At 62.8% G+C, this 19,885-nt stretch carries 22 protein-coding genes and 1 tRNA gene; 13 read left to right on the top strand and 10 right to left on the bottom strand.

What is annotated here, in order from left to right:
* From CCR94_RS25740 to CCR94_RS19730, 3 genes are all read right to left on the bottom strand, one after another.
* On the bottom strand, window positions 1-261 hold a 261-nt coding region (locus tag CCR94_RS25740), incomplete at its 3' end, for a hypothetical protein (RefSeq protein ID WP_206605873.1).
* 357 nt (window positions 262-618) lie between these two features.
* Window positions 619-1,431, bottom strand: coding sequence for a histidinol-phosphatase (hisN, locus tag CCR94_RS19735; protein WP_104509527.1), 813 nt, complete (start codon window positions 1,429-1,431; stop codon window positions 619-621).
* A 296-nt stretch (window positions 1,432-1,727) separates the two neighbouring features.
* A complete protein-coding gene (locus CCR94_RS19730; RefSeq protein WP_104509526.1) occupies window positions 1,728-2,639 on the bottom strand; it encodes an N-formylglutamate amidohydrolase in 912 nt (303 codons plus the stop codon).
* Window positions 2,640-2,901: 262 nt separating this feature from the next.
* Between CCR94_RS19730 and cpdR the strand changes: the two genes are divergently transcribed.
* Window positions 2,902-3,258 carry a cell cycle two-component system response regulator CpdR gene (gene cpdR / locus CCR94_RS19725; protein WP_104509540.1) on the top strand — a complete coding sequence of 119 codons (357 nt, stop codon included), beginning with the start codon at window positions 2,902-2,904 and terminating at the stop codon, window positions 3,256-3,258.
* Window positions 3,259-3,353: 95 nt separating this feature from the next.
* A tRNA-Val gene (locus tag CCR94_RS19720) sits at window positions 3,354-3,428 on the top strand.
* 155 nt (window positions 3,429-3,583) lie between these two features.
* On the opposite strand, the gene CCR94_RS25250 is transcribed toward CCR94_RS19720, so the two are convergent.
* Entirely contained in the window at window positions 3,584-4,006 is a 423-nt protein-coding gene (locus tag CCR94_RS25250; protein ID WP_158254844.1) for a hypothetical protein, read from the bottom strand.
* Window positions 4,007-4,184: 178 nt separating this feature from the next.
* Between CCR94_RS25250 and CCR94_RS26405 the strand changes: the two genes are divergently transcribed.
* From CCR94_RS26405 to CCR94_RS19700, 4 genes are all read left to right on the top strand, one after another.
* A complete protein-coding gene (locus tag CCR94_RS26405) occupies window positions 4,185-5,624 on the top strand; it encodes a methyl-accepting chemotaxis protein (RefSeq protein WP_158254843.1) in 1,440 nt (479 codons plus the stop codon).
* A 473-nt stretch (window positions 5,625-6,097) separates the two neighbouring features.
* Window positions 6,098-6,226: a light-harvesting protein gene (locus CCR94_RS19710; protein ID WP_104509524.1), complete on the top strand. Its 129-nt coding sequence runs from the start codon at window positions 6,098-6,100 to the stop codon at window positions 6,224-6,226.
* 12 nt (window positions 6,227-6,238) lie between these two features.
* Window positions 6,239-6,424 (top strand): light-harvesting protein, encoded by a 186-nt coding sequence (locus tag CCR94_RS19705; protein ID WP_104509523.1) that lies wholly within the window; start codon window positions 6,239-6,241, stop codon window positions 6,422-6,424.
* Window positions 6,425-7,271: 847 nt separating this feature from the next.
* Window positions 7,272-8,180 carry an alpha/beta fold hydrolase gene (locus tag CCR94_RS19700; RefSeq protein WP_104509522.1) on the top strand — a complete coding sequence of 303 codons (909 nt, stop codon included), beginning with the start codon at window positions 7,272-7,274 and terminating at the stop codon, window positions 8,178-8,180.
* A gap of 98 nt (window positions 8,181-8,278) precedes the next feature.
* Here the strand turns inward: CCR94_RS19700 and CCR94_RS19695 are convergent, their stop codons facing one another.
* The 4 genes from CCR94_RS19695 to epmA are packed head-to-tail and all read right to left on the bottom strand — an operon-like array spanning window position 8,279 to window position 13,426.
* A complete protein-coding gene (locus CCR94_RS19695; protein ID WP_244594148.1) occupies window positions 8,279-8,815 on the bottom strand; it encodes a CAP domain-containing protein in 537 nt (178 codons plus the stop codon).
* A gap of 3 nt (window positions 8,816-8,818) precedes the next feature.
* Window positions 8,819-11,302 (bottom strand): DUF3772 domain-containing protein, encoded by a 2,484-nt coding sequence (locus tag CCR94_RS19690; RefSeq protein ID WP_158254842.1) that lies wholly within the window; start codon window positions 11,300-11,302, stop codon window positions 8,819-8,821.
* 19 nt (window positions 11,303-11,321) lie between these two features.
* Window positions 11,322-12,398 (bottom strand): lysine-2,3-aminomutase-like protein, encoded by a 1,077-nt coding sequence (locus CCR94_RS19685; RefSeq protein WP_104509538.1) that lies wholly within the window; start codon window positions 12,396-12,398, stop codon window positions 11,322-11,324.
* Complete coding sequence (epmA, locus tag CCR94_RS19680) at window positions 12,395-13,426, bottom strand: EF-P lysine aminoacylase EpmA (protein ID WP_104509520.1); 1,032 nt, start codon at window positions 13,424-13,426, stop codon at window positions 12,395-12,397. Before epmA ends, CCR94_RS19685 begins: the two co-directional genes overlap by 4 nt.
* A gap of 147 nt (window positions 13,427-13,573) precedes the next feature.
* On the opposite strand from epmA, the gene efp reads away from it, so the two are divergent.
* Window positions 13,574-14,143 carry an elongation factor P gene (gene efp / locus CCR94_RS19675; RefSeq protein WP_104509519.1) on the top strand — a complete coding sequence of 190 codons (570 nt, stop codon included), beginning with the start codon at window positions 13,574-13,576 and terminating at the stop codon, window positions 14,141-14,143.
* Window positions 14,144-14,290: 147 nt separating this feature from the next.
* On the opposite strand, the gene hslU is transcribed toward efp, so the two are convergent.
* Window positions 14,291-15,592: an ATP-dependent protease ATPase subunit HslU gene (gene hslU / locus CCR94_RS19670; RefSeq protein ID WP_104509518.1), complete on the bottom strand. Its 1,302-nt coding sequence runs from the start codon at window positions 15,590-15,592 to the stop codon at window positions 14,291-14,293.
* A 13-nt stretch (window positions 15,593-15,605) separates the two neighbouring features.
* A complete protein-coding gene (gene hslV, locus CCR94_RS19665) occupies window positions 15,606-16,175 on the bottom strand; it encodes an ATP-dependent protease subunit HslV (protein WP_104509517.1) in 570 nt (189 codons plus the stop codon).
* Between the two features lie 143 nt (window positions 16,176-16,318).
* On the opposite strand from hslV, the gene hisB reads away from it, so the two are divergent.
* Genes hisB through CCR94_RS19635 form a run of 6 tightly spaced genes read left to right on the top strand, consistent with a single transcriptional unit; the run spans window position 16,319 to window position 19,861 of the window.
* The gene (gene hisB / locus CCR94_RS19660) at window positions 16,319-16,909 is read left to right on the top strand and encodes an imidazoleglycerol-phosphate dehydratase HisB (protein WP_104509516.1); all 591 of its coding nucleotides are present in this window, start codon (window positions 16,319-16,321) and stop codon (window positions 16,907-16,909) included.
* Between the two features lie 17 nt (window positions 16,910-16,926).
* Complete coding sequence (locus CCR94_RS19655) at window positions 16,927-17,328, top strand: DUF2628 domain-containing protein (protein WP_104509515.1); 402 nt, start codon at window positions 16,927-16,929, stop codon at window positions 17,326-17,328.
* A complete protein-coding gene (gene hisH, locus CCR94_RS19650; protein WP_104509514.1) occupies window positions 17,325-17,975 on the top strand; it encodes an imidazole glycerol phosphate synthase subunit HisH in 651 nt (216 codons plus the stop codon). The genes CCR94_RS19655 and hisH overlap by 4 nt, the downstream gene beginning before the upstream one ends.
* Complete coding sequence (hisA, locus tag CCR94_RS19645) at window positions 17,972-18,712, top strand: 1-(5-phosphoribosyl)-5-[(5-phosphoribosylamino)methylideneamino]imidazole-4-carboxamide isomerase (RefSeq protein WP_104509537.1); 741 nt, start codon at window positions 17,972-17,974, stop codon at window positions 18,710-18,712. Before hisH ends, hisA begins: the two co-directional genes overlap by 4 nt.
* 28 nt (window positions 18,713-18,740) lie before the next feature.
* Window positions 18,741-19,535 (top strand): imidazole glycerol phosphate synthase subunit HisF, encoded by a 795-nt coding sequence (gene hisF, locus CCR94_RS19640; RefSeq protein ID WP_104509513.1) that lies wholly within the window; start codon window positions 18,741-18,743, stop codon window positions 19,533-19,535.
* The gene (locus CCR94_RS19635) at window positions 19,532-19,861 is read left to right on the top strand and encodes a phosphoribosyl-ATP diphosphatase (protein WP_104509512.1); all 330 of its coding nucleotides are present in this window, start codon (window positions 19,532-19,534) and stop codon (window positions 19,859-19,861) included. The genes hisF and CCR94_RS19635 overlap by 4 nt, the downstream gene beginning before the upstream one ends.
* Window positions 19,862-19,885: the final 24 nt, after the last annotated feature.

Below are 19,885 nucleotides of genomic sequence, written 5' to 3'. Positions count from 1 at the left end.
CCGCAAGTCCGCGGCGACGCCGTCGATGGCCGCTGTATAGGACCTCCAAACCGGAACCGTCAAGCGCTCTAAACATAAAAAATAAGAAAATTTGAAAAAACACACCACTTCAATGCCTTGGACTACCAAACCCTCCAGCCGCCCCAACGCCGCATTTGCAGATAGACCGGCAACGTGCGCGCGAAAGCCGCGATGGCGACATTCGCGAAACCGGCCGAGACTCGCGCGTCTCGCGCGACAAGGGGATTTGCTCGCCTCCATGCCGGGGAGGTCCACCGTAGCCCGAACCCTGCTCAATGAATTCCGTGAACGTGGACCGCTCGACCAACACATCATCGCTGCGTTCGTCGGCTTGACTCCCTGGACGCCGCAATCGGGCCAAAGACGTTGAAAAATCTACATTGGCGGCGGCGGGCGAACTTCCACGCGGCGCCGCCGGAAAATCAAAGCCCCTCGCGATGGTCCCTGGCGCGAGAAAGCTTCTCGCGCTCCTCAAGGCTATCCCAAGCGAAGCAGAACCGGGCGACGCTAAAAACTTTTGCCCGATTCAACACGCGCTTATCCCTTGCCGATTCGCTTCAATCATTTCCTGCGTGTTGTCGCCCAGATACGCTTGATTCAGTCCGTCCCCGAACCCTCTCGAAGCATCTCCAGCGCCTCCTCGTGGACGCGCTTGTCGCCGGCCGCGATGACGGCGCCGCCTTGGGCGGGGTCGCCGCCGTCCCATGAGGTGACGATTCCGCCAGCGCCCTCGATGATCGGGATGAGCGCGACAATGTCGTAAACATTCAAGCCCGCCTCAACCACCAGGTCGATCTGGCCGGCGGCGAGCATGCAATATGCGTAGCAGTCGCCGCCGTAGCGCGAGAGCCGCGTCTTTTCCTCCAGCGCCTCGTAGCGCGGGCGAAGTTTTTCAGGAATAAGTTTTGGCGAGGTGGTCATAATGGTGGCGCGATCCAGTCCCAGGCAGGGGCGCACGCGCAATCTGCGGGTGGTCTTCTCTCCGCCGCCATTATGGCCCGTCCAATAGGCGGCGCGGCCGTCGCCGAAAAAGCGCTCGCGCGTGAAGGGCTGGTTCATCATGCCGTAGCAGGGAACCCCCTTGTGCAGCAGGCCGATCAGCGTGCCCCACATCGGAAGGCCCGAAATGAAGCTTTTCGTGCCGTCGATGGGGTCGAGCACCCACACATATTCCGATTCGGCCTCGCGCGAGCCGAATTCCTCGCCGATGAGACCGTGGCTGGGGAATGTCTGGCCGATCAGTCGGCGCATGGCGGTTTCGGCGGCGCGGTCAGCTTCCGTCACCGGATCGAACACGCCGCCGACATTCTTGTCTTCGAGTGCGAAGGCTGTGCGAAAGAACGGCATGATGGCTTCGCCGGAAACCGTCGCCAGCCGCTCCACAAAAGGTATGAAATCGATCGCCGTCATGCCGCTCTCCCGGTTGCTTGGGCACAGACATGCCATGAACCACCGCGCGAGACCAGCACTGGAAAGGCGGCGCGAGAATTTTTGCGCCGCACCGCGCGACCCGCCGCCAAGCTCTTGAATTCGTTTCGAGGGATCAGGGTGTTAGGAAATTATGAGAAAGCTGAGAAAAGCGCCATTGCATTTTGTGCTGCGCCGCATCATATTTAATGTGTGTGGCGCTCGCGCCACCGTGCCCTCATTGGGCGTTTCCTCCCTAGACTTGGGCCGCCGACGACAGTTGGCGGTTCTTTTTTTGCCTATTCAGCGGCTTGGCGCGACAAGGCCCGAGCCAGCGGAGGCGCTGCGGCTATGGTTGCGACCAACCGGGCCATGTCGGCTTTCACGCGCTCGAAGGCGGGCAGGAGCTCAAAAGTTTTCTCATTCATATAGAGCGCGCGGTTGATCTCGATCTGAAGCGCGTGGCGATTGCGCGCGCGCGCGGCGTAATGTTCCGTGATGAAACCTCCGGCATAAGGCTTGTTGCGGGCGACGCGATAGCCCAGGCCGGTGAGGAATGTGTGGACGCAATGGGCGAATCCCGCGTCGCAACTGGCGCCATAGCGATCGCCGATCACAATGTCCGCCGAGATCGGCTCGTAGGGCCGGCGGGCGTCGCCAGTGGGCATGCGCGACGGCATGGAATGGCAGTCGATCAGGAGCGCGACGCCGAATTTCGACGCGGCGCGCTCCATTAGAAGTCCGAGTTGCGCATGATAGGGGCGGTGAACGCTTTCGATGCGCGCCAAACCTTCCGCAAGCGGGATTTTCCCTCCATAGATCGCCTGGCCCTCCGAGACGACGCGCGGCGCGACTCCGAGGCCCGCAGCCACGCGCAAGGAACATTTCGCGTTCATGGGTGGCGGCGGATCGAACAATTTCGGATCGAGTTCGCCGGCCTCCCGGTTCACGTCGAGATAGGCGCGGGGGTAATTGGCCTTGAGGAGGGGCGCACCATGCAGGGGTACGGCGGCGAAGAGATGGTCCACGGCCATGTCTTCCGACGAGCGGAGCGCCTGGGGGGACAGGCGGGACGCCGCGAGAAATTCGGGCGGATAGAAGCGACCGGAATGGGGCGATGAGAACACGAGCGGCGAGGTCAGCGCCTCCGGCTCCACCGTCTGGCAGGGCGGCGGGGCGGAAGAATCGGCGCGCGGCGGATTCGCCTGCATGGTCGTCTAGGCCTCGAACGCGGCTGGTGGTTGCCCAGGCTGACGATCCGCGACGGATCGCCACATGTTAAAGATGAGGCCTGCGACAAAATTTGTCCACCTGCCGTTTTCCTGCCTGAAAGCGTCGCCATAAAGGAGTCGGTTCTTTCGTGGCATTTTATGGCAACCTTAACTCCGCTTTTCACTTGTTTTTTACCACGGAGGGTCTTTATCGAGGCAAGGAAACGAGGGCGCCATGAACGACCGCTACGAAACCGCATCCATCAAGATTCTGCTGGCCGAGGACGATTCAGACATGCGTCGTTTTCTGGTCAAGGCGCTGCAGAACGCCGGCTATACCGTTGTTTCCTTCGACAATGGCCTGTCCGCCTACAATCGCTTGCGCGAAGAGCCGTTTGAGCTTTTGCTCACCGACATCGTGATGCCGGAGATGGATGGGATCGAACTGGCGCGCCGGGCCACCGAACTCGACCCGGACATCAAGGTGATGTTTATCACTGGCTTCGCCGCAGTGGCGCTCAATCCCGACAATCAGGCGCCCCGGCAGGCGAAGATCCTGTCGAAGCCATTCCATCTCAAGGATTTGGTCAACGAAGTGACGCGCCTGCTGGCCGCCTGAACGGGCTGGCGAAAATCTGTCGGCTTGAGGGTTGCGCGGGCGACGGCGAATCGATATACACCCTCCACCCTTGACGGGCCGTCAAAAACGGTTTCGGGCGCGTAGCTCAGCGGGAGAGCACTACGTTGACATCGTAGGGGTCACAGGTTCGATCCCTGTCGCGCCCACCATCTATAAAGCCTCGGACTTGCTGGTTAAACCAGCGTCCGGGGCTTTCGCTTTTTCCGGCCTGGAAGCGGCGTGGCGACATGCAACTGATACGGTCGTGCGCGAGATTGCTTCGCAATCCGCGAAAACACGCAGCCCGGTTCAGGACAGACGTCGGTCAAACCGAGGTCGGCAAAATAGGCGTCAATCGCCTTGCGTCCCTGGCTGAGTAATCAGGGGCGAACTGGGCGCGGGTTTCGATCACGCCGGGCCGCTTGTGGCCCATCATTCCTTCAACTTCCCACGCCCGCGCGCCACGCCGTCGAAGTTCAGCCGCCAGAGCGCGGCCAATAACAGTCGATTCGCCAAACATGCGCGCTGTTAACCATATTTTAGCGACGCCCATATTCAATCCTGACGTGCATTCCAGCAACAAGGTTGCACAACGCGCCTCAAGCGGCGTTCGCCGGATTTCCGTCAATAGCATTGGAGTTCGTCGATGTTTTCGGAAGGAAAAAGATATGTCATTCAAAAACTTGTCAATTATGGCAAAATTTCTATCGATCCTGGCCGCGCTTGGCGTTTGCGTGATCGGCGTCACCGTGTTCAGCGCCTCACAAATGCGTGCGATTAACGATCGCTACTCGGAAATCATCGACCGGCCCGTCGCCGCAAACCTTGTCCTTGCCCGTGCGTCGCGTGCGGCGTCCCAAATCAGCGAGTACGTCTACAAGAACATCGCCGCGGATACGAAGGCGGCGAACGCGGAGGCGGAAAAAATGACCAAAGACCTCTCCGCCCAATGGTTTGAGTATATCGGAAAGGCGGAGGAATTGCGGCCCGAGAACGCCGGCGACCTGCAAGACTTGAAGAGCAGGATGCAACTGACGCTGTCCGGCGCCTGCGCCGATATGGTCAAGCGCGCCAGCGCCTCGACCGATCCAGCCGAAAAGGCTCGCATTGCCTCTGACATGGGACGGACTTGCGAGCCAGCGCTCGACGCCATTCAAACCAGCATCAAGGCCATCGTCGATAAAGATGTCAGGAAGTCGAACGAAACCAGAGACCTTGCAACAGACCAAACGTACAGGACAATCTGGACCACCTTTGCCGCTGTGTTCGGTTCGTTCGCTCTTGTGATGTTGGGCGCCACGCTGCTCACCCGCGCCGAAATCGCCCGGCCCATGATCGACATTGCCGACACGCTGAGTTCGCTCGCCGCCAATGACCTTGGCGCGACTATCAAGGGCACGGACCGCCGCGACGAAATCGGCGACATGGCGACCGCGGCCGAAAGGCTGCGCGACAGCCTTGTCCATGCCGAACAACTGAGGCTTGACGCCGAAGAGCGCGAGCAGAGGGAACACGAACAGCTGGCCCGTCGCGCGAAACTGTCGCATGATTTTATCGGCCGCATGCAGACGCTGGCCGGCGGCTTCACCAAATCCTCCGGCGAGGTCGCGGAGGCCGCTCACAGCCTTTCGGCGGCGGCGGAAGAGACCTCGCGCCAGGCCGAGGCGGTCTCCGGCGCGGCCGGACAGGCCGCCGCCAATGTCCAGACGGTCGCTTCCGCCTCGGAGGAACTCACGGCCTCTGTGCACGAAATCACCCTACAGGTGAACCAGTCGGCCAAGGTCGCCGACACCGCCTTCCAGGAAGCAAAAGCCTCCAACGCCCGTATCGCGGCCTTGGCCGAGGCGGCTTCGACCATTGGCGATGTTATCAATTTGATCCGGGGCATAGCCGACCAGACCAATCTGCTCTCGCTCAATGCGACCATAGAGGCGGCTCGCGCCGGGGAGGCCGGCAAGGGTTTCGCCGTGGTCGCCACGGAGGTGAAGCTGCTGGCGAGCCAGACGGCGAAGGCGACGGCTGACATCGCCGCCAGGATTTCCGAGATACAGTCGGCCACCGGTGACACGGTGAAGTCGATGAACGAGATCGGCGCGATCATCACGAACATCAAGGAGACCACTTCGGTCATCGCCGGCGCCGTCGAGCAGCAGGGGGCCGCCACCATCGAAATTTCGCGCAACTGCCACGAGGCGGCGGCGGGAACCGTCCAGGTCACCGACAATATCGCTGGCGTCGGCCAGGCGGCGGAAACGACCGGCTCCGCCTCGGTCCAACTCATGACGCTCTCCACCGGCCTGTCCAAACAGGCCGTCGATCTCAGCCAGGTCGTCGAAGGGTTCGTCAGGGATTACGCCGCCGCGTAATGGAGAGTGGACCTTGGACGCCATCGGTCCTGTCCGGGATCGAAAAGCAACTGGCGGGGAATGTCGAGATTGACGAACCGCCGCCAGACTTGCCGCGGGCCTATGCCTTCCTCGCTCCTTGCGGGCGATCGCGGCGTCATGGCGCTTCTGGAATGGCGCCCAAATGCGCGGTTCGTTTGCGCTGTTCGTTCACTTTCGCGCTCGCGCCATTGTTCGCGTTGAGGGGGGATTTTGGCGCGCCGCGCCGGCTTGCGCGCGCCGCTGCGGCAAAAAGTCGCGAAAGCCGTGATTTGTGCGCGGCCCTGTCAAATCAAGTTGACAGGTTCAAGCGTCAAGTTCATAGTCCACCCCGCGTTACGATAGAGTTATCTAATTGATTTCGCTGGAGTTTACGCCGCCCGGCCACTGGGGCGAATAAAACGCGTGCGAGTTTAGTACGCGAAAAAACAGTGGTTTATCATGAGAGGTGGAAAATGGCTGTTCTTACCCCGGAGCAATCCGAAGAGCTTCACAAGCATGTCATCGACGGAACCCGCGTGTTCTTCGTGCTCGCGATCTTCGCGCACGTTCTCGCGTTCGCTTTCTCTCCCTGGCTGCATTGAGGAGTTTCTGATATGAACCAAGGCAAAATCTGGACCGTCGTCAACCCGAGCATTGGCCTCCCGCTGTTGCTCGGCTCCGTGACCGTGATCGCGATCCTCGTGCATCTCGCGCTGATCTCGCACACCACGTGGTTCCCGGCCTACTGGCAGGGTGGCCTGAAGAAGGCTGCCGCCATCGAGACCTCGTTCGTCGGCTGACGCCATTTGGCTTTAGCTTGGCATGTGAAGTGACACTGTCATCGGCATGCGGCGAGTCCACCGTCGCTGCCTGAAGTCAGTGTATCGAGCATGTGAGCCGAATATTGCCGGCCGGTATCGAATAGATACCGGCCGGTTTTCGCATATTGATACGCAACGGTCCGCCATCGGGGCCATCGAATCAGGAATGCGGATTTCGGCTGTGACTGACCGGGACTAAGCGGCTTCGTGGCCAAGGTCTCCTCCGCACCATGCGGCGCCGCGGATTGTGTGGGTGCAGGTTCGTATTTCCGCTTTGGATACAGCCGCCGCCGCCTGCACGCTGGTTTCGACCGCACGCGACACATCATCAAGCCGTCACTCTTGCTGAATTCTCTACCTTCGATTGCAATGAATCTGTCCGAAACAGCGTGAAACGCCGTCGATCTTCGCGAATTTCGTTCAAATTCCTGCAAAAAACATTCGATTTTAGCTCACGCAACCAGATGGTTGCGTACGACATCCGTGGCCCGTCGCAGCGAAGGCGGGGCGCTCCCATTTCGTCGCGCTGTTGGATTGTCGTTCAGTTTCACACCCTTACAGCACTCTAACGCCTCGCCGGCGTTTCACGTGAAACATATGGTGAACAAGATGTTGTGCTTCTCGCATTTTCACTTTTGGCCGCGCCATGGCCGCTCTCCCAGTCGTCGCCAAAACAAGCAGTCCAACCGGCGTTGCAAAACACCTGGACCTTGACCAACCAGCCCTGCTCAACATTTACTCTTCAGACTGCGGCGGCCCACCGCCGACGCGCGAACCGCGTGGAAGGAAACGAGCCGCCTTTGGCAAAGCACGAGGACAGGATCCAATGATCGCTCCCATTCTGGCCGTGGCGACCGTCGCGCTCTCGCTCGTGCTTTACGCTCCCGACAAGCCCCGCGCCGAGTTGGAGGCCGCCTATCCCGGCGCATACCGCATGGTGGACGGCGTGCGCCTGCGCCTGCGCGACACCGGACCGCGCGACGCCCCGGCGGTGATCCTGCTGCATGGCTTCGGCTCCAGCCTGGACACCTGGGAGCCGTGGGCCACGAGCCTGTCGGCGCATTACCGGGTCATCCGTTTCGACCTGCCGGGCTTCGGCCTGACCGGCCCCGACCCGACCGGCGATTATACCGACGCCCGCGAGATCCAGATTCTGGTCGATCTGATGGATCAGCTTGGCGTCGCCCGCGCCAGTCTGGTCGGCAATTCCCTGGGTGGACGGATCGCCTGGAATTTTGCGGCCCAACATCCCCGGCGCGTGTCCCGCATGGTGCTGGTCTCCCCGGACGGCTTCGCCAGCGCGGGGTTTGAGTATGACAAGACGCCGGAAACGCCGCTGATGATGCGGGCGCTGCCCTATGTCACGCCGCGCAGCCTGTTGCGCGAAACGCTGGCCGCCGCCTACGCGCGCCCCGAGGGTTTGAGCGAGACCACCCTCACCCGCTATCACGACCTGATGTTGGCGCCCGGCGTCCGCGAGGCGATTCTGGCGCGGATGGAGCAGGTGATGCTGCGCGATCCCGCGCCGACCCTCGCCCACATCCAGGTTCCGACGCTTTTGCTGTGGGGCGAGAAGGACGCCATGATCCCCATCGGCAATGCCACCGACTACTTGCGCGACTTGCCGCACGCGACCCTGGTTCGGCTGCCGAACCTTGGCCATGTTCCGTTCGAGGAGGATCCGGCCGCGTCGCTCGTCCCCGTGCAAAAATTCCTGGCCGGCAAGATGCCCTAGAGCGCGATGCGCCTCCACGGAAACGCATCGCGCTCTAGGCTCTTTGTTTTCGCATGATCTTTTCGCAAAACCGGCGTCCACTTTTTGCGGGATATGCGCTAATTCGCCATCACCAGCGCCCAGAACACGTGATATTTCGAGCGGGGATTGTAGACGGCGGCGATCCCCATGCGCTTCATGCCGGAGGCCAACATGTTGGCGTTGTGCGGCGGCGAATCGCGCCAGCCGGAAAAAGCTTCCGCCACCGTGTGATAGCCGGCCGACACGTTCTCGACCGCCTTCGATTTGGCGTAGCCGGCGCGGTTGAGCCGGTCGGTCAGCGAGCCCCGCACCTCATGGCTGAGCTTGTCGGCCGATGACATGGCTTCGGCCTGCCGCCGAGCCTCCTCCATCAGGCCGGAATCGACAGCCACAGGCTCCAGTCCGTGATTGCCGCGATAAAGCGAGATCATTTCCGCCGCGCCCTGCGCGTCGACCCTGGCGCCCGGCGTCGCCATGGAGGTGTAAAAACTCGGCGCAGACGGCGCGGGCTCGGGCCGCTCGGGAAAGGTTTCGGCGGCGCAGCCGGCGAGGGCCAGGAGGGCGGCGAGAGGGAGAATGTGTCGGGCGATCATGTCCAAGGCTGTGCGCTGCATGCGTTAATTTTCCCTTTCCTTCGGCTCCGGCGGCGGAGGCGGCGCCAGCGCGCGCAAAAGCGGCTCGATCACACTGGCGTCGAGCGGGGTTGACGTTGGCGGGTTCATTTTGAGTCCGGCTTCGGCGAAAGCCCGGAAGATGGCGAAATGCAGATCGCTCCTCACGCGCGCCGCCCGATCGACATCCTCGACGAAGCAATAAAGCTCGAACTCCAGCATGGCGCTGAATCGAACGAACAACGCGAAGGGCGAGGGAAACCCCACGACTTCCTCATGCGCCCTGGCGGTGTCGACCAGAATCTCGCGCACCTTTTCCGGATCGGCGTCCCAGGTCGCCTGAACCGGAATCACCACGCGTCCGACCCGATCCATGCGCACGAAATTCTTCACCACGCCGGTGATCATGTTGCCGTTGGGCACGATGGTGGTGGCGCGGTCGGCGGTCTGGATTTCCGTCGCGCGGATGTTGATGCGCCGAACCGTGCCTGTTTCGCCGCCGACCACCACGAGGTCGCCGACCCGAATGGCCCGTTCCCACATGATGATCAGGCCCGAAACGAAATTGGCGACCACCCCCTGCAAGCCGAGACCGATACCGACGGACAGGGCGCCGGCCACCAGCGCCAGCTTGTCGAGGCTGATTCCGACATAGCTCAAGGCCAGGGCCAGCGTCACGCCGAGGCCGAGATAGCCGACGCTCGCGGAAATGGCGTCGCGCAAGCCCTGATCGAGCTGGGTGAGGGGAAGATAGCGGTTTTCCAGCCAGTTGCGCACCGCTCTGGTCAGGCCGTAGCCGACGGCGAAATAGACCAGAGCCAGCACGACGCTCGAAAGCGAAATGGTGACGTCGCCAATCTTCACGCCGAAGAACAGCGATTGCGCGGCGCCGATCATGTCATGGGACTGAACGCCCCAAGGGAACAGCACAAGCATGACCGCCGCGGCGGACAGGGAAACCGTGGTCAGGCCCGACAGCAGAACGCCGATCTGCTGCAAGCTCTCGCGCCCCACCCCGATCGTCGCGGTGAGACTGCGGCTCATGCGGGAGTTCGGGCGGAACGCCTGTTCCATCCCGCCGTCGCTCAGTTTGAGCAGCAGGAACAGCACGCCGCCGACGAAAGCCATCCAGGCCATCTGCGTGACCAGAAAGGCGGAGAGCGCGACATAGCCCGACACCGCCGCCCCGATAATTGCGAAAGTGGCGAGCCAGGCCAGCAATCGGATCGGCGCCCAGAACGGCGATTCATCGACGATGTTCGAGGGACGTCCGGCGGTCTCGGGCTTCGTGTCAGGCGACAGGATGATCCCATAGAGGCCCCGCGCCAGGATCAGCCCGACCAGCAGCGCGAACAGGCCGCGCGCGGCCACCGAAACCTGGAGCGACGCGCCTACGGTTTCCGCCAGCACTTCGACGACCTTGCCGATGGAGGCGACGCCCATCAGCACGAAGATCAGCCGCGCGAGGCGGCGCGCGACGCGGTCGGAAAGATCAATTGGCCGCCAGAACGACCGAAATGGCGCAAGGATCGCCGTGATCATGCCCGCCGTCACCGCCAGCCGGACCATCACCGCGATGAGGTTGAGGCCGAGGCGCCGCAATTGGGGATCCGAGACGCCCAGCCAGTCCACAAGCGCGAACACGGCGCCGATGGCGCCCAGCGGCGGGATCATGACGGCGACCCCGCTCCAGAGCGCGGCGAAGCTGACCCGCAGGGCGTTCAATTCGCGATGCGGCTTCGCCTTGGGAAGCACCCGCATGATGGCGAGAACGGCCCAGACGGCGCTGAGGACGATCAGCGCCAGCAGGGCCAGCGCCAGCGCCGCCTTCGAACCGGTCAAGCCATATTTGAGCTGACGCAACAATTCGGTGAAGATCTCCGCCGTGGAGGCGAGGTCGCGCGGCGCCTCCTGCGCCACGTCAAGCCACAGCGCCGGCGAGACAATGCTTTGGCCGCCCTGGAACACCGAGTTGGTGAAGAGCGCGCGCCGCCGGTCGCCAATCTGGGCGGCCATTTGTTCAGCCTGCACCTGGAGCAGTTTCGCGCGCTTGGCGAGATCGTCGAACGTCGCTTGCAGCTTGAGTTGCTCGGTGCGGTCCTGCGTGACCTTTGGATCCTCTGTGGGCGCCTGCGGGTTGGCGTCCTTTTCCGGCGGCGCGCCGAGTTGCTCAAGCCTGAGTTTAATCGCCGCCTGCTTGGGCGTGACCTCGACCGCCACGCCAAGCACCTGCGTCAGAACGGGATCGATATCGCCGCGCAATTTCACGAGATCGGCGTCGGGAACGGTTTCGACGGCAAGGGCGGCCGCGATCTTGTCCAACGCCGCCTTGGCGGCGTCGAGCCTGTCCGACGGCGGCGCGTTGGGGGCCGGCTGCGCTTCTACGCCGGTCGTCGAGGTCCCCGCCGCGGCGGGCGACCTTGCTTCGCCGGCCAAGGCCGGGACGACGAGCGAAAAGATCAGGAACAGGGCGGCAAGCCATCGAGTCACGGCTGAAATCCTTTTGGCGTCAAGGCTGCGGCTCCCGGCTTTGCCCGAGCGAATCAACATAATCATGACGGATACCCCGCCAGTCCACGACCGACCAGCCTTGAGCCTGACGAGAGACGTAAACGGGACCAACGGGGGCCTTGCCATGTCCGCCGGGAATATCGACGACATAAATCGGCTGGCAGAGTCCTGATAGTCGCCCAAGAAGCTCTCGAACGAGAGCCTGCCCTTCGGCCAGGGATAGCCGAAAGTGCGAGGTTCCCGGCGCCAGATCGCCGTGGTGCAGGTAATAAGGTTTGATCCGAGTTTCCACGAAGGCGCGCATCAGCGCCGACAGGACGTCCACATCATCATTGACGCCACGCAGCAGAACGCTCTGGCTCACCAGCGCAATACCGGCGTCGGCGAGTCGCGCGCAGGCCGCGCGCGCGCGTTCCGTCAATTCGCGCGGATGGTTGGCGTGGACAGCGACATAGACGGTCTTGCCGCTGCTTTTCAGCGCCTCGGTCAGAGCCGGCGTGACGCGTTCAGGCGCCAGAACGGGCACGCGCGAATGAACCCGCAGGATCTTGACATGGGGCAGCGCCGCCAGACGGCGCGACACCTGCGCGAGTCGGCGCGGCGAAACCGCGAGCGGGTCGCCGCCCGTGACGATCACCTCCCAGATTTCCTTGTGGTCGGCAAGATAGGCGAAGGCCCCGTCGAGCGCCGCGTCGTCGAGCACGCCTTCCGTTCCCGCGCCGACGCTGGCCCGGCGAAAGCAGAAGCGGCAATAGACCGGACAGACGCTGGTGATCTTGAGCAGAGCGCGGTCGGGATAACGATGGATCAAACCCCTGACAGCCTCGTGGGCGCCATCGCCGATGGGATCGCCGTTCTCCTCCGGCAAAAGCAGCAACTCCGCCGCGCGCGGCAAGAACTGTCGGCCGATCGGATCGTCGGGATGCGAAATCAATCGCGCGACCGACGCCGGCACGGCGACGCTGTAACGCGCCGCGACCTCGGTCAGCGCCGCCGCCGCGCCGCTTTCGACCAGACCGGCGGCGATCAGTTCCTCAATGGCCGTCATCGTCCTGTCGGACGGGGGTATGGTCATGCCTTCGCCACCGGCGCCCATATCACCTGGTCGATGGTCTCGGCCCCCGTCGCCAGCATGACCAGCCTGTCGAGGCCCAGCGCGATGCCGCTCGCCGGCGGCATGAACGCCAGAGCCTGAAGAAAATCCTCGTCGAGCGGATAGGCTTCTCCGTAAATGCGGCGGCGTTCATCCATGTCGGCGGCGAAGCGGCGGCGTTGTTCGGCGGCGTCGGTCAATTCGCCAAAGGCGTTGGCCAATTCGACGCCACAGCCATAAAGCTCGAACCGCTCCGCGAACCGGGGATCCCCCGGCTTGCGTCGCGCCAGCGCCGCCTCGCTCGCGGGATAATCAATCAGGACGGTCGCGCGCCCCTCGCCGAGACGCGGCTCGATTTTTTCCGAAACCACCTTGCTGAACAGATCGGACCAGTGATCGTCCGGCGTGACGCGCAAGCCCAGGCCAAGCGCTTCGGCGGCGAAGGCGTCGCGATCCTCGAGCACCGCGACGAGATCGATCCCGGCGTAACGCGCGAACGCTTCCGTCACCGAAAGCGCTTCTGGCGCGGCGAAGGGATCGAGACTTTTGCCGCCAAACGAAAACTCCTTTACGCCCGCAGCGTCGGCCGCGGTCGCCAAAACCTCGGCGCAATCGGCGATCAGGTCTCGATAGTTGGCCCCGGCGCGATACCATTCCAGCATGGTGAATTCGGGATGGTGCAGTTTTGTGCGCTCGCCGTTGCGGAACACATGGGCCAGCGCAAAAATCCGGGGTTCGCCGGCCGCCAGCAATTTCTTGCAGTCGAATTCCGGCGAAGAATGCAGGAAAAGCTCTTGCGACACCCCGCCGGGCGCGGAAAACTGCGTCGCGAAGCCAGCGATATGGGTTTCGTTGCCGGGCGAGACCTGAAGCGCGGACGGTTCGATCTCGACGAAATCGCGCGTGGCGAAAAAGGCGCGCAGCGCCGCGACGATGCGCGCCCTATTCAACAGTCGCGGACGGCGGCCGGCGTGGTAATCTTCGCCCCAGAAAGGATTCTGCCGGCGCATGCGGGAAACCTCGCGTTTTGCGACAAATGATTGGCTTTGCGACGCGGGATGAGTATAGGTGACGCCGCTCTTTTCAAAAGGTCCATAGACCCGACGGCCCGTTCCATCAACCGCAGGCCCGCCGTCGCTCGCCAAGGAAGTCGCACCGTGAGGATCATCGCCAGCAATGTCCGCAAGGGTAATATCATCGAGCACGAGGACGGCAACCTCTATGTCGTGCTGAGCGCCGAAAGCTTTTTCCCGGGCAAGGGCACGCCGACGACGCAGATCGACATGCGCCGCCTGTCCGATGGCAACAAGACCTCCGTGCGCTACAAGACCACCGAGCAGGTCGAGCGCGCCCATGTCGAGGACATGAACTATTCGTATCTCTATGCGGACGGCGACGGCTTCACCTTCATGAACGACGACAATTACGAGCAGGTCATCGTGTCCAAGGACGTGCTCGGCACACAGGCCGCCTATCTGCAGGAAGGCATGAAATGCATCCTGTCGCTGTTCAATGGCGTCGCGGTTGGCATTCAGTTGCCCGCGCGCGTGACGCTGGAAGTGATCGACACCGAACCGGTGACCAAGGGCCAGACCGCGTCCTCGTCCTACAAGCCCGCGAAAATGGACAATGGCCTGCGCGTCATGGTCCCGCCGCATATCGGCGTCGGCACCCGCATCGTCGTCCTCACCGAGGACAATACTTACGTCGAGCGCGCCAAGGACTGAGTTTGCGACGGCTGGGGCTTGCGCCCCAGCCTTTCGGTTGCCTGGGCTAGAGCATGATCCCCAAAAGTGGACACCGGTTTTTGGAAAAGATCATGCGAAAACAAAGAGTCTAGAGCATGATGCGTTTCCGTGGAAACGCATCATGCTCTAGAGAATGTAGCGGCTCAGATCGACATTGGCGGCGAGATCGCCGACGCGGGCCTCGACATAGGGGCCGTCCACGACCACGGTCTGCCCGGAACTGTCGCTTGCGGAAAAACTGACCTCGTCGAGCACGCGCTCCAGCACGGTCTGCAACCGGCGGGCGCCGATGTTTTCCACACTGGCGTTCACCTGGACGGCGATCCGCGCCAAAGCGTCGATGGCGTCGTCCGTGAATTGAAGATCGACGCCCTCCGTCTCCATCAAGGCGCGATACTGCTTGACGAGGCTGGCTTCCGGCTGGGTCAGGATGCGCTTGAAATCCTCTTCCTCAAGCGACGACAGTTCGACGCGAATCGGCAACCGGCCCTGCAATTCCGGCAGGAGGTCGGACGGCTTGGCGACATGGAACGCGCCTGAGGCGATGAACAGAATGTGATCGGTCTTGACCGCGCCATGCTTGGTGGCGACCGTGGTGCCCTCGATCAGCGGCAGGAGATCGCGCTGCACGCCCTCGCGCGACACATCGGCGCCGCGACCGTCGCGGGCGCAGATCTTGTCGATTTCGTCGAGAAACACGATGCCGGCGTTTTCGACTTCGCGCAGCGCGTCGCGCACGATCTGTTCGTGGTCCAGCAGTTTCTCGCTTTCCTCCGCCTGAAGGGGCTTGTAGGCGTCCTTGACCTTCATGCGATGGCGCTTGGGCTGGGGCGCCTTGCCAAAAATATCGCCCAGGGAAATGGCGCCGATGGAAGCGCCGGGCATGTTGGGCAAGTCGAACATCGGCGGCGCGGGATTGGCCGCCGCCGTCAATTCGATTTCGACATCCTTGTCTTCCATATCGCCATCGCGCAATTTCTTGCGAAAGGCGTCACGGGTCGCCTGACTGGCGTTGACGCCGACCAGGGCGCTGACGATGCGGTCCTCGGCGGCGAGTTGCGCGCGGGCGGCGACATCGCGGCGCTTGGCCTCCTTGACCAGGGCAATGCCGATTTCGACGAGGTCGCGGACAATCTGTTCAACATCGCGGCCGACATAACCGACCTCGGTGAATTTGGTGGCCTCGACCTTCAGGAACGGCGCATTGGCGAGGCGCGCCAGCCGTCGCGCGATCTCGGTCTTGCCAACGCCGGTCGGGCCGATCATCAGAATGTTCTTCGGCAGGACTTCTTCCCGCATCAGACCTTCGAGCTTCAGGCGCCGCCAGCGATTGCGCAGGGCGATCGCCACCGCGCGCTTGGCGTCCTTTTGGCCGACAATGAAACGGTCGAGCTCGGAAACGATCTCGCGAGGGGATAATTCGGTCATGGAATCCGTCCGGTCAGAGCGAGTCGAGGCTTTCGACCACGATATTGGTGTTGGTATAGACGCAAATGTCCGCCGCGATCAGCAGCGCCCGGCGCGCTATGGTTTCCGCGTCCAGATCGGTGTCGAGCAGGGCCCGGCCGGCGGCAAGCGCGTAATTTCCTCCCGAACCGATCCCCATCACCGATCCCCGACCTTGCGGCTCCGGCTCCAGCACGTCGCCGGCGCCGGTGATCACCAGCGCGCTGGTCTTGTCGGCGACCAGCATCATCGCCTCAAGCTTGCGCAAGTATCGGTCCGTGCGCCAGTCCTTCGCCAGTTCGACGCAGGCGCGCAGCAATTGGCCGGGATATTGTTCGAGCTTGGCCTCCAGCCGCTCGCACAGCGTGAAGGCATCCGCCGTGGCGCCGGCGAAGCCGATGATCACGTGGCCTTTGCCGAGCCGGCGCACCTTGCGCGCATTGCCTTTGATGATGGTCTGGCCGAGGCTGACCTGCCCGTCGCCGGCGATCACCGTCTTGCCGTCCTTGCGCACCAGGATGATGGTGGTCGCGTGCATCGTCGAAGGTGTTGGGTCGTCCGCCATGGGTTCTCCGTTGCGACGCAAGCTGCGCTTTCCCCCGCGCATCTATTGCGCAAGAACGAGGCTTGCAAGCCCTCCCCAAGTCAGAGTGGCGCGCGCGCCGTCCATTTGCTAAAGAGAAATTTCCGATGGGTCGGGAAAGAACAATGACGCGACAAGCTGAAATCACGCGCAAAACCAAGGAGACGGACATTTCCGTCAAAATTTGCGTGGACGGCGCCGGCATGAGCAGGATTTCGACTGGAATCGGTTTTTTCGACCATATGCTGGATCAACTCGCCCGCCATTCGCTGATGGATCTCGAAATCGAGGCCAAAGGCGACCTCCATATCGACCAGCACCACACCGTCGAGGATGTCGGCATCGCCCTCGGCCAAGCGTTTCGCCGCGCGCTGGGCGAGTTGCGCGGCATCGTGCGTTACGCGGACGCCCATATTCCCATGGATGAAACGCTGACGCGCGTCGCCATCGATATTTCCGGTCGCCCGTTTCTGGTGTTCAATACCCGGTTCAGCAACGCCAAGATCGGCGAGTTCGACACCGAGCTGGTGCGGGAGTTTTTTCAGGCCTTCGCCCAGAACGCCGCCATCACCCTCCACATCGAGACGCTTTACGGCGTGAACAATCATCACATCGCCGAGACCTGCTTCAAGGGCGTCGCCAGGGCGCTCGGCCGCGCCGTCGCCATTGACGCGCGGCAAGCAGACAAAATTCCCTCGACGAAGGGAGCGCTCTAAAGCGAGCGAAGCCGCCATTGTTTCTTTATTCGGTCTATCAGCCCGCGGGCTCGCGCGAAACCGCCGGAGAACGCGCCGTTTTCGTCCGCCAGGGTTTCGATCGCACGGCGTTCCTGCTGACGCCGGTTTGGGCGCTCAGACATCGGCTGTGGCGCATGCTCGGCCTGTGGCTGCTCTGGACGGCCCTCGCGGGCGTGTTGGCCTTGACGCTTCACCTTGACGCCGCCGTGGCGGCGCTGGTTTATACGCTCGGCGCGCTGGCGTTCGGCCTTGAGGCCGACCGGGTGCGCGAACAGGCGCTGTCCCGCAAAGGCTTGCTGCTTCAGGGCTTGAGCCTCGGCGAAAATGCGCGGGACGCCGAGCGCATCTATTTTGATCGAATCCCCCAAATGATCAACGAGCAGGAGAAGCGGTCGTGAACGTCGCCATCATCGATTATGGCTCGGGCAACCTTCATTCCGCGCTCAAGGCGTTTGAACGGTCCGCCCGTGAAGCCGGTCAAGGCGATTCGATCCGCATCGTCCGCGAGCCTGAAGCCTTGCGCTCGGCCGACCGCGTCGTGCTGCCCGGCGTCGGCGCTTTCGCGGACTGCCGGCGCGGGCTGCTCGCCATCGACGGCATGTTCGACGCCTTGAGCGAGTGCGTGCAAAAGCGCGCGACGCCTTTCCTGGGCATTTGCGTCGGCATGCAGTTGCTGGCCGACCGCGGGCTCGAACATGGCGTCACGCCGGGGCTGGGCTGGATCGGTGGCGAAGTCGCGCCCATCGCGCCGAAAAACCCGGCGCTGAAGATCCCGCACATGGGCTGGAACAGCCTGAGCCCGAACGGCGACCATCCCCTGCTCGCCAACATCCCGACCGGCGAAGACGGCCTGCACGCCTATTTCGTCCACTCCTATTATTTTCGTGCGACCAATCCCGCGCACGTCTTGGCCACCACAGATTACGGCGAGCCGCTGACCGCAATGATCGGGCGCGACAATATTGTCGGTTTGCAATTCCATCCCGAAAAGAGCCAGACCATGGGTCTGCGACTGATTTCCAACTTCCTGAGGTGGCGTCCGTGATTTTGTTTCCGGCGATTGATCTGAAGGGCGGCCAATGCGTGCGCCTCGTCCATGGCGACATGGACCGGGCGACCGTCTTCAACGACGACCCCGCCGCGCAGGCGCAACGGTTCGAACAGCAGGGTTTCGAATATCTCCATGTCGTCGATCTCGACGGCGCCTTCGCCGGCAAGCCGATGAACGGCGACGCGGTCGACGCCATTCTCGCGCGCCTGACCAAAATGCCGGTGCAGCTCGGCGGCGGCATCCGCGACATGCGCACCGTGGACGGCTGGCTGAAAAAGGGCGTCGATCGCGTCATCATCGGCACGGCCGCCGTGCGCGATCCCGCCTTCGTGCGCGAGGCCTCGCGCCTGCATCCCGGCAAGATCGCGGTGGGCGTCGACGCCCGCGACGGTCTGGTCGCGGTGGACGGCTGGGCCAAGTCCTCGGAACTGACGGCGGTCGAACTTGGCAAGAGGTTCGAGGACGCCGGCGTCGCCGCCATCATCTACACCGACATTTCCCGCGATGGCGCCATGAAGGGTCTCAACATCGAGGCGACGCTGGCGCTCGCCGAGGCCTTGGTCATTCCGGTGATCGCCTCGGGCGGTCTGGCCTCGATCGCCGATATCGAACGACTGTTGCGGCCCGATTGCGTCAAACTCGCCGGCGCCATCACCGGCCGCGCGCTTTACGACGGCCGTCTCGATCCGCGACAGGCGCTCGATCTCATCAAATCCCGCAAAGTCGCGTAATCCCGCGAACGATCCGGAGGAGCCCAACGTGCTCAAAGCCCGCGTGATACCCTGCCTCGACGTCAAAGACGGTCGCGTGGTCAAGGGCGTCAATTTCGTCGATCTCCGCGACGCCGGCGACCCCGTCGAATGCGCCATCGCCTATGACGCCGCCGGCGCCGACGAACTGTGCTTCCTCGACATTACCGCGAGCCACGAGGAGCGCGGCGTGCTGCTCGACGTCGTCCGGCGCACGGCGGAAGCCTGCTTCATGCCGCTCACCGTCGGCGGCGGCGTGCGCGGCATCGACGACATCCGCAATCTCCTGCTGGCGGGCGCCGACAAGGCCTCGATCATGACGGCAGCCGTGCATAATCGCGATTTCGTCCGGCAGGGCGCGGAGAAATTCGGCAGCCAGTGCATTGTCGTCGCCATCGACGCCAAGCAGGTCGGCCCGCAAAAATGGGAGATTTTTACCCATGGCGGACGCCGCCCCACCGGCATCGACGCCGTGGCCTATGCGCAGGAAGTCGCGTCGCTCGGAGCGGGTGAAATCCTGCTGACCTCGATGGACCGCGACGGCGCCAAATCCGGCTTCGATCTCGAACTGACCCGCACCATCGCCGACGCCGTTTCGATTCCGGTGATCGCGTCGGGCGGCGTGGGCACGCTGGATCATTTGGTCGAAGGCATCAGCCTGGGTCACGCCAGCGCGGTTCTCGCCGCCTCAATCTTTCACTTTGGCGAATTCACCATTGGCGAGGCCAAATCTTATATGGCGAAGGCCGGCCTGCCCATGCGCCTCGATCCTCAAACCCAGACCGCCGCAAAGACCGCCTCATGACCGCAAATTTCACCCTCGACGATCTCGCCGTGCTGATCGCCAGCCGCGCCCAGTCCTCCGCCGACAAATCCTACACAAAATCGCTGCTTGACGCCGGCGTGGCGCGCGTCGCCAAGAAATTCGGCGAAGAAGCCGTAGAAGCCGTGATCGCGGCGGTCGAACGTGACAAGGTCGGGCTCAAGATGGAGGCGGCCGACGTGCTGTATCATCTATTGGTCTTGCTTCAAGACGGCGGCGTTCCGTTGCAGGATGTGATCGGTGAACTCGCCCGTCGCACCCAGCAGTCGGGCCACCAGGAAAAGGCCTCTCGCGCCAGCCAGGGGTAAGAGTCGGAGACGGAGAATGGGCTT

It is taken from the genome of Rhodoblastus sphagnicola, from assembly GCF_002937075.1.
GTDB classification, from domain to species: domain Bacteria; phylum Pseudomonadota; class Alphaproteobacteria; order Rhizobiales; family Beijerinckiaceae; genus Rhodoblastus; species Rhodoblastus sphagnicola.
The sequence above is the reverse complement of the archived record's forward strand: the minus strand, read 5'-3'. Positions and strand labels throughout refer to the sequence as shown.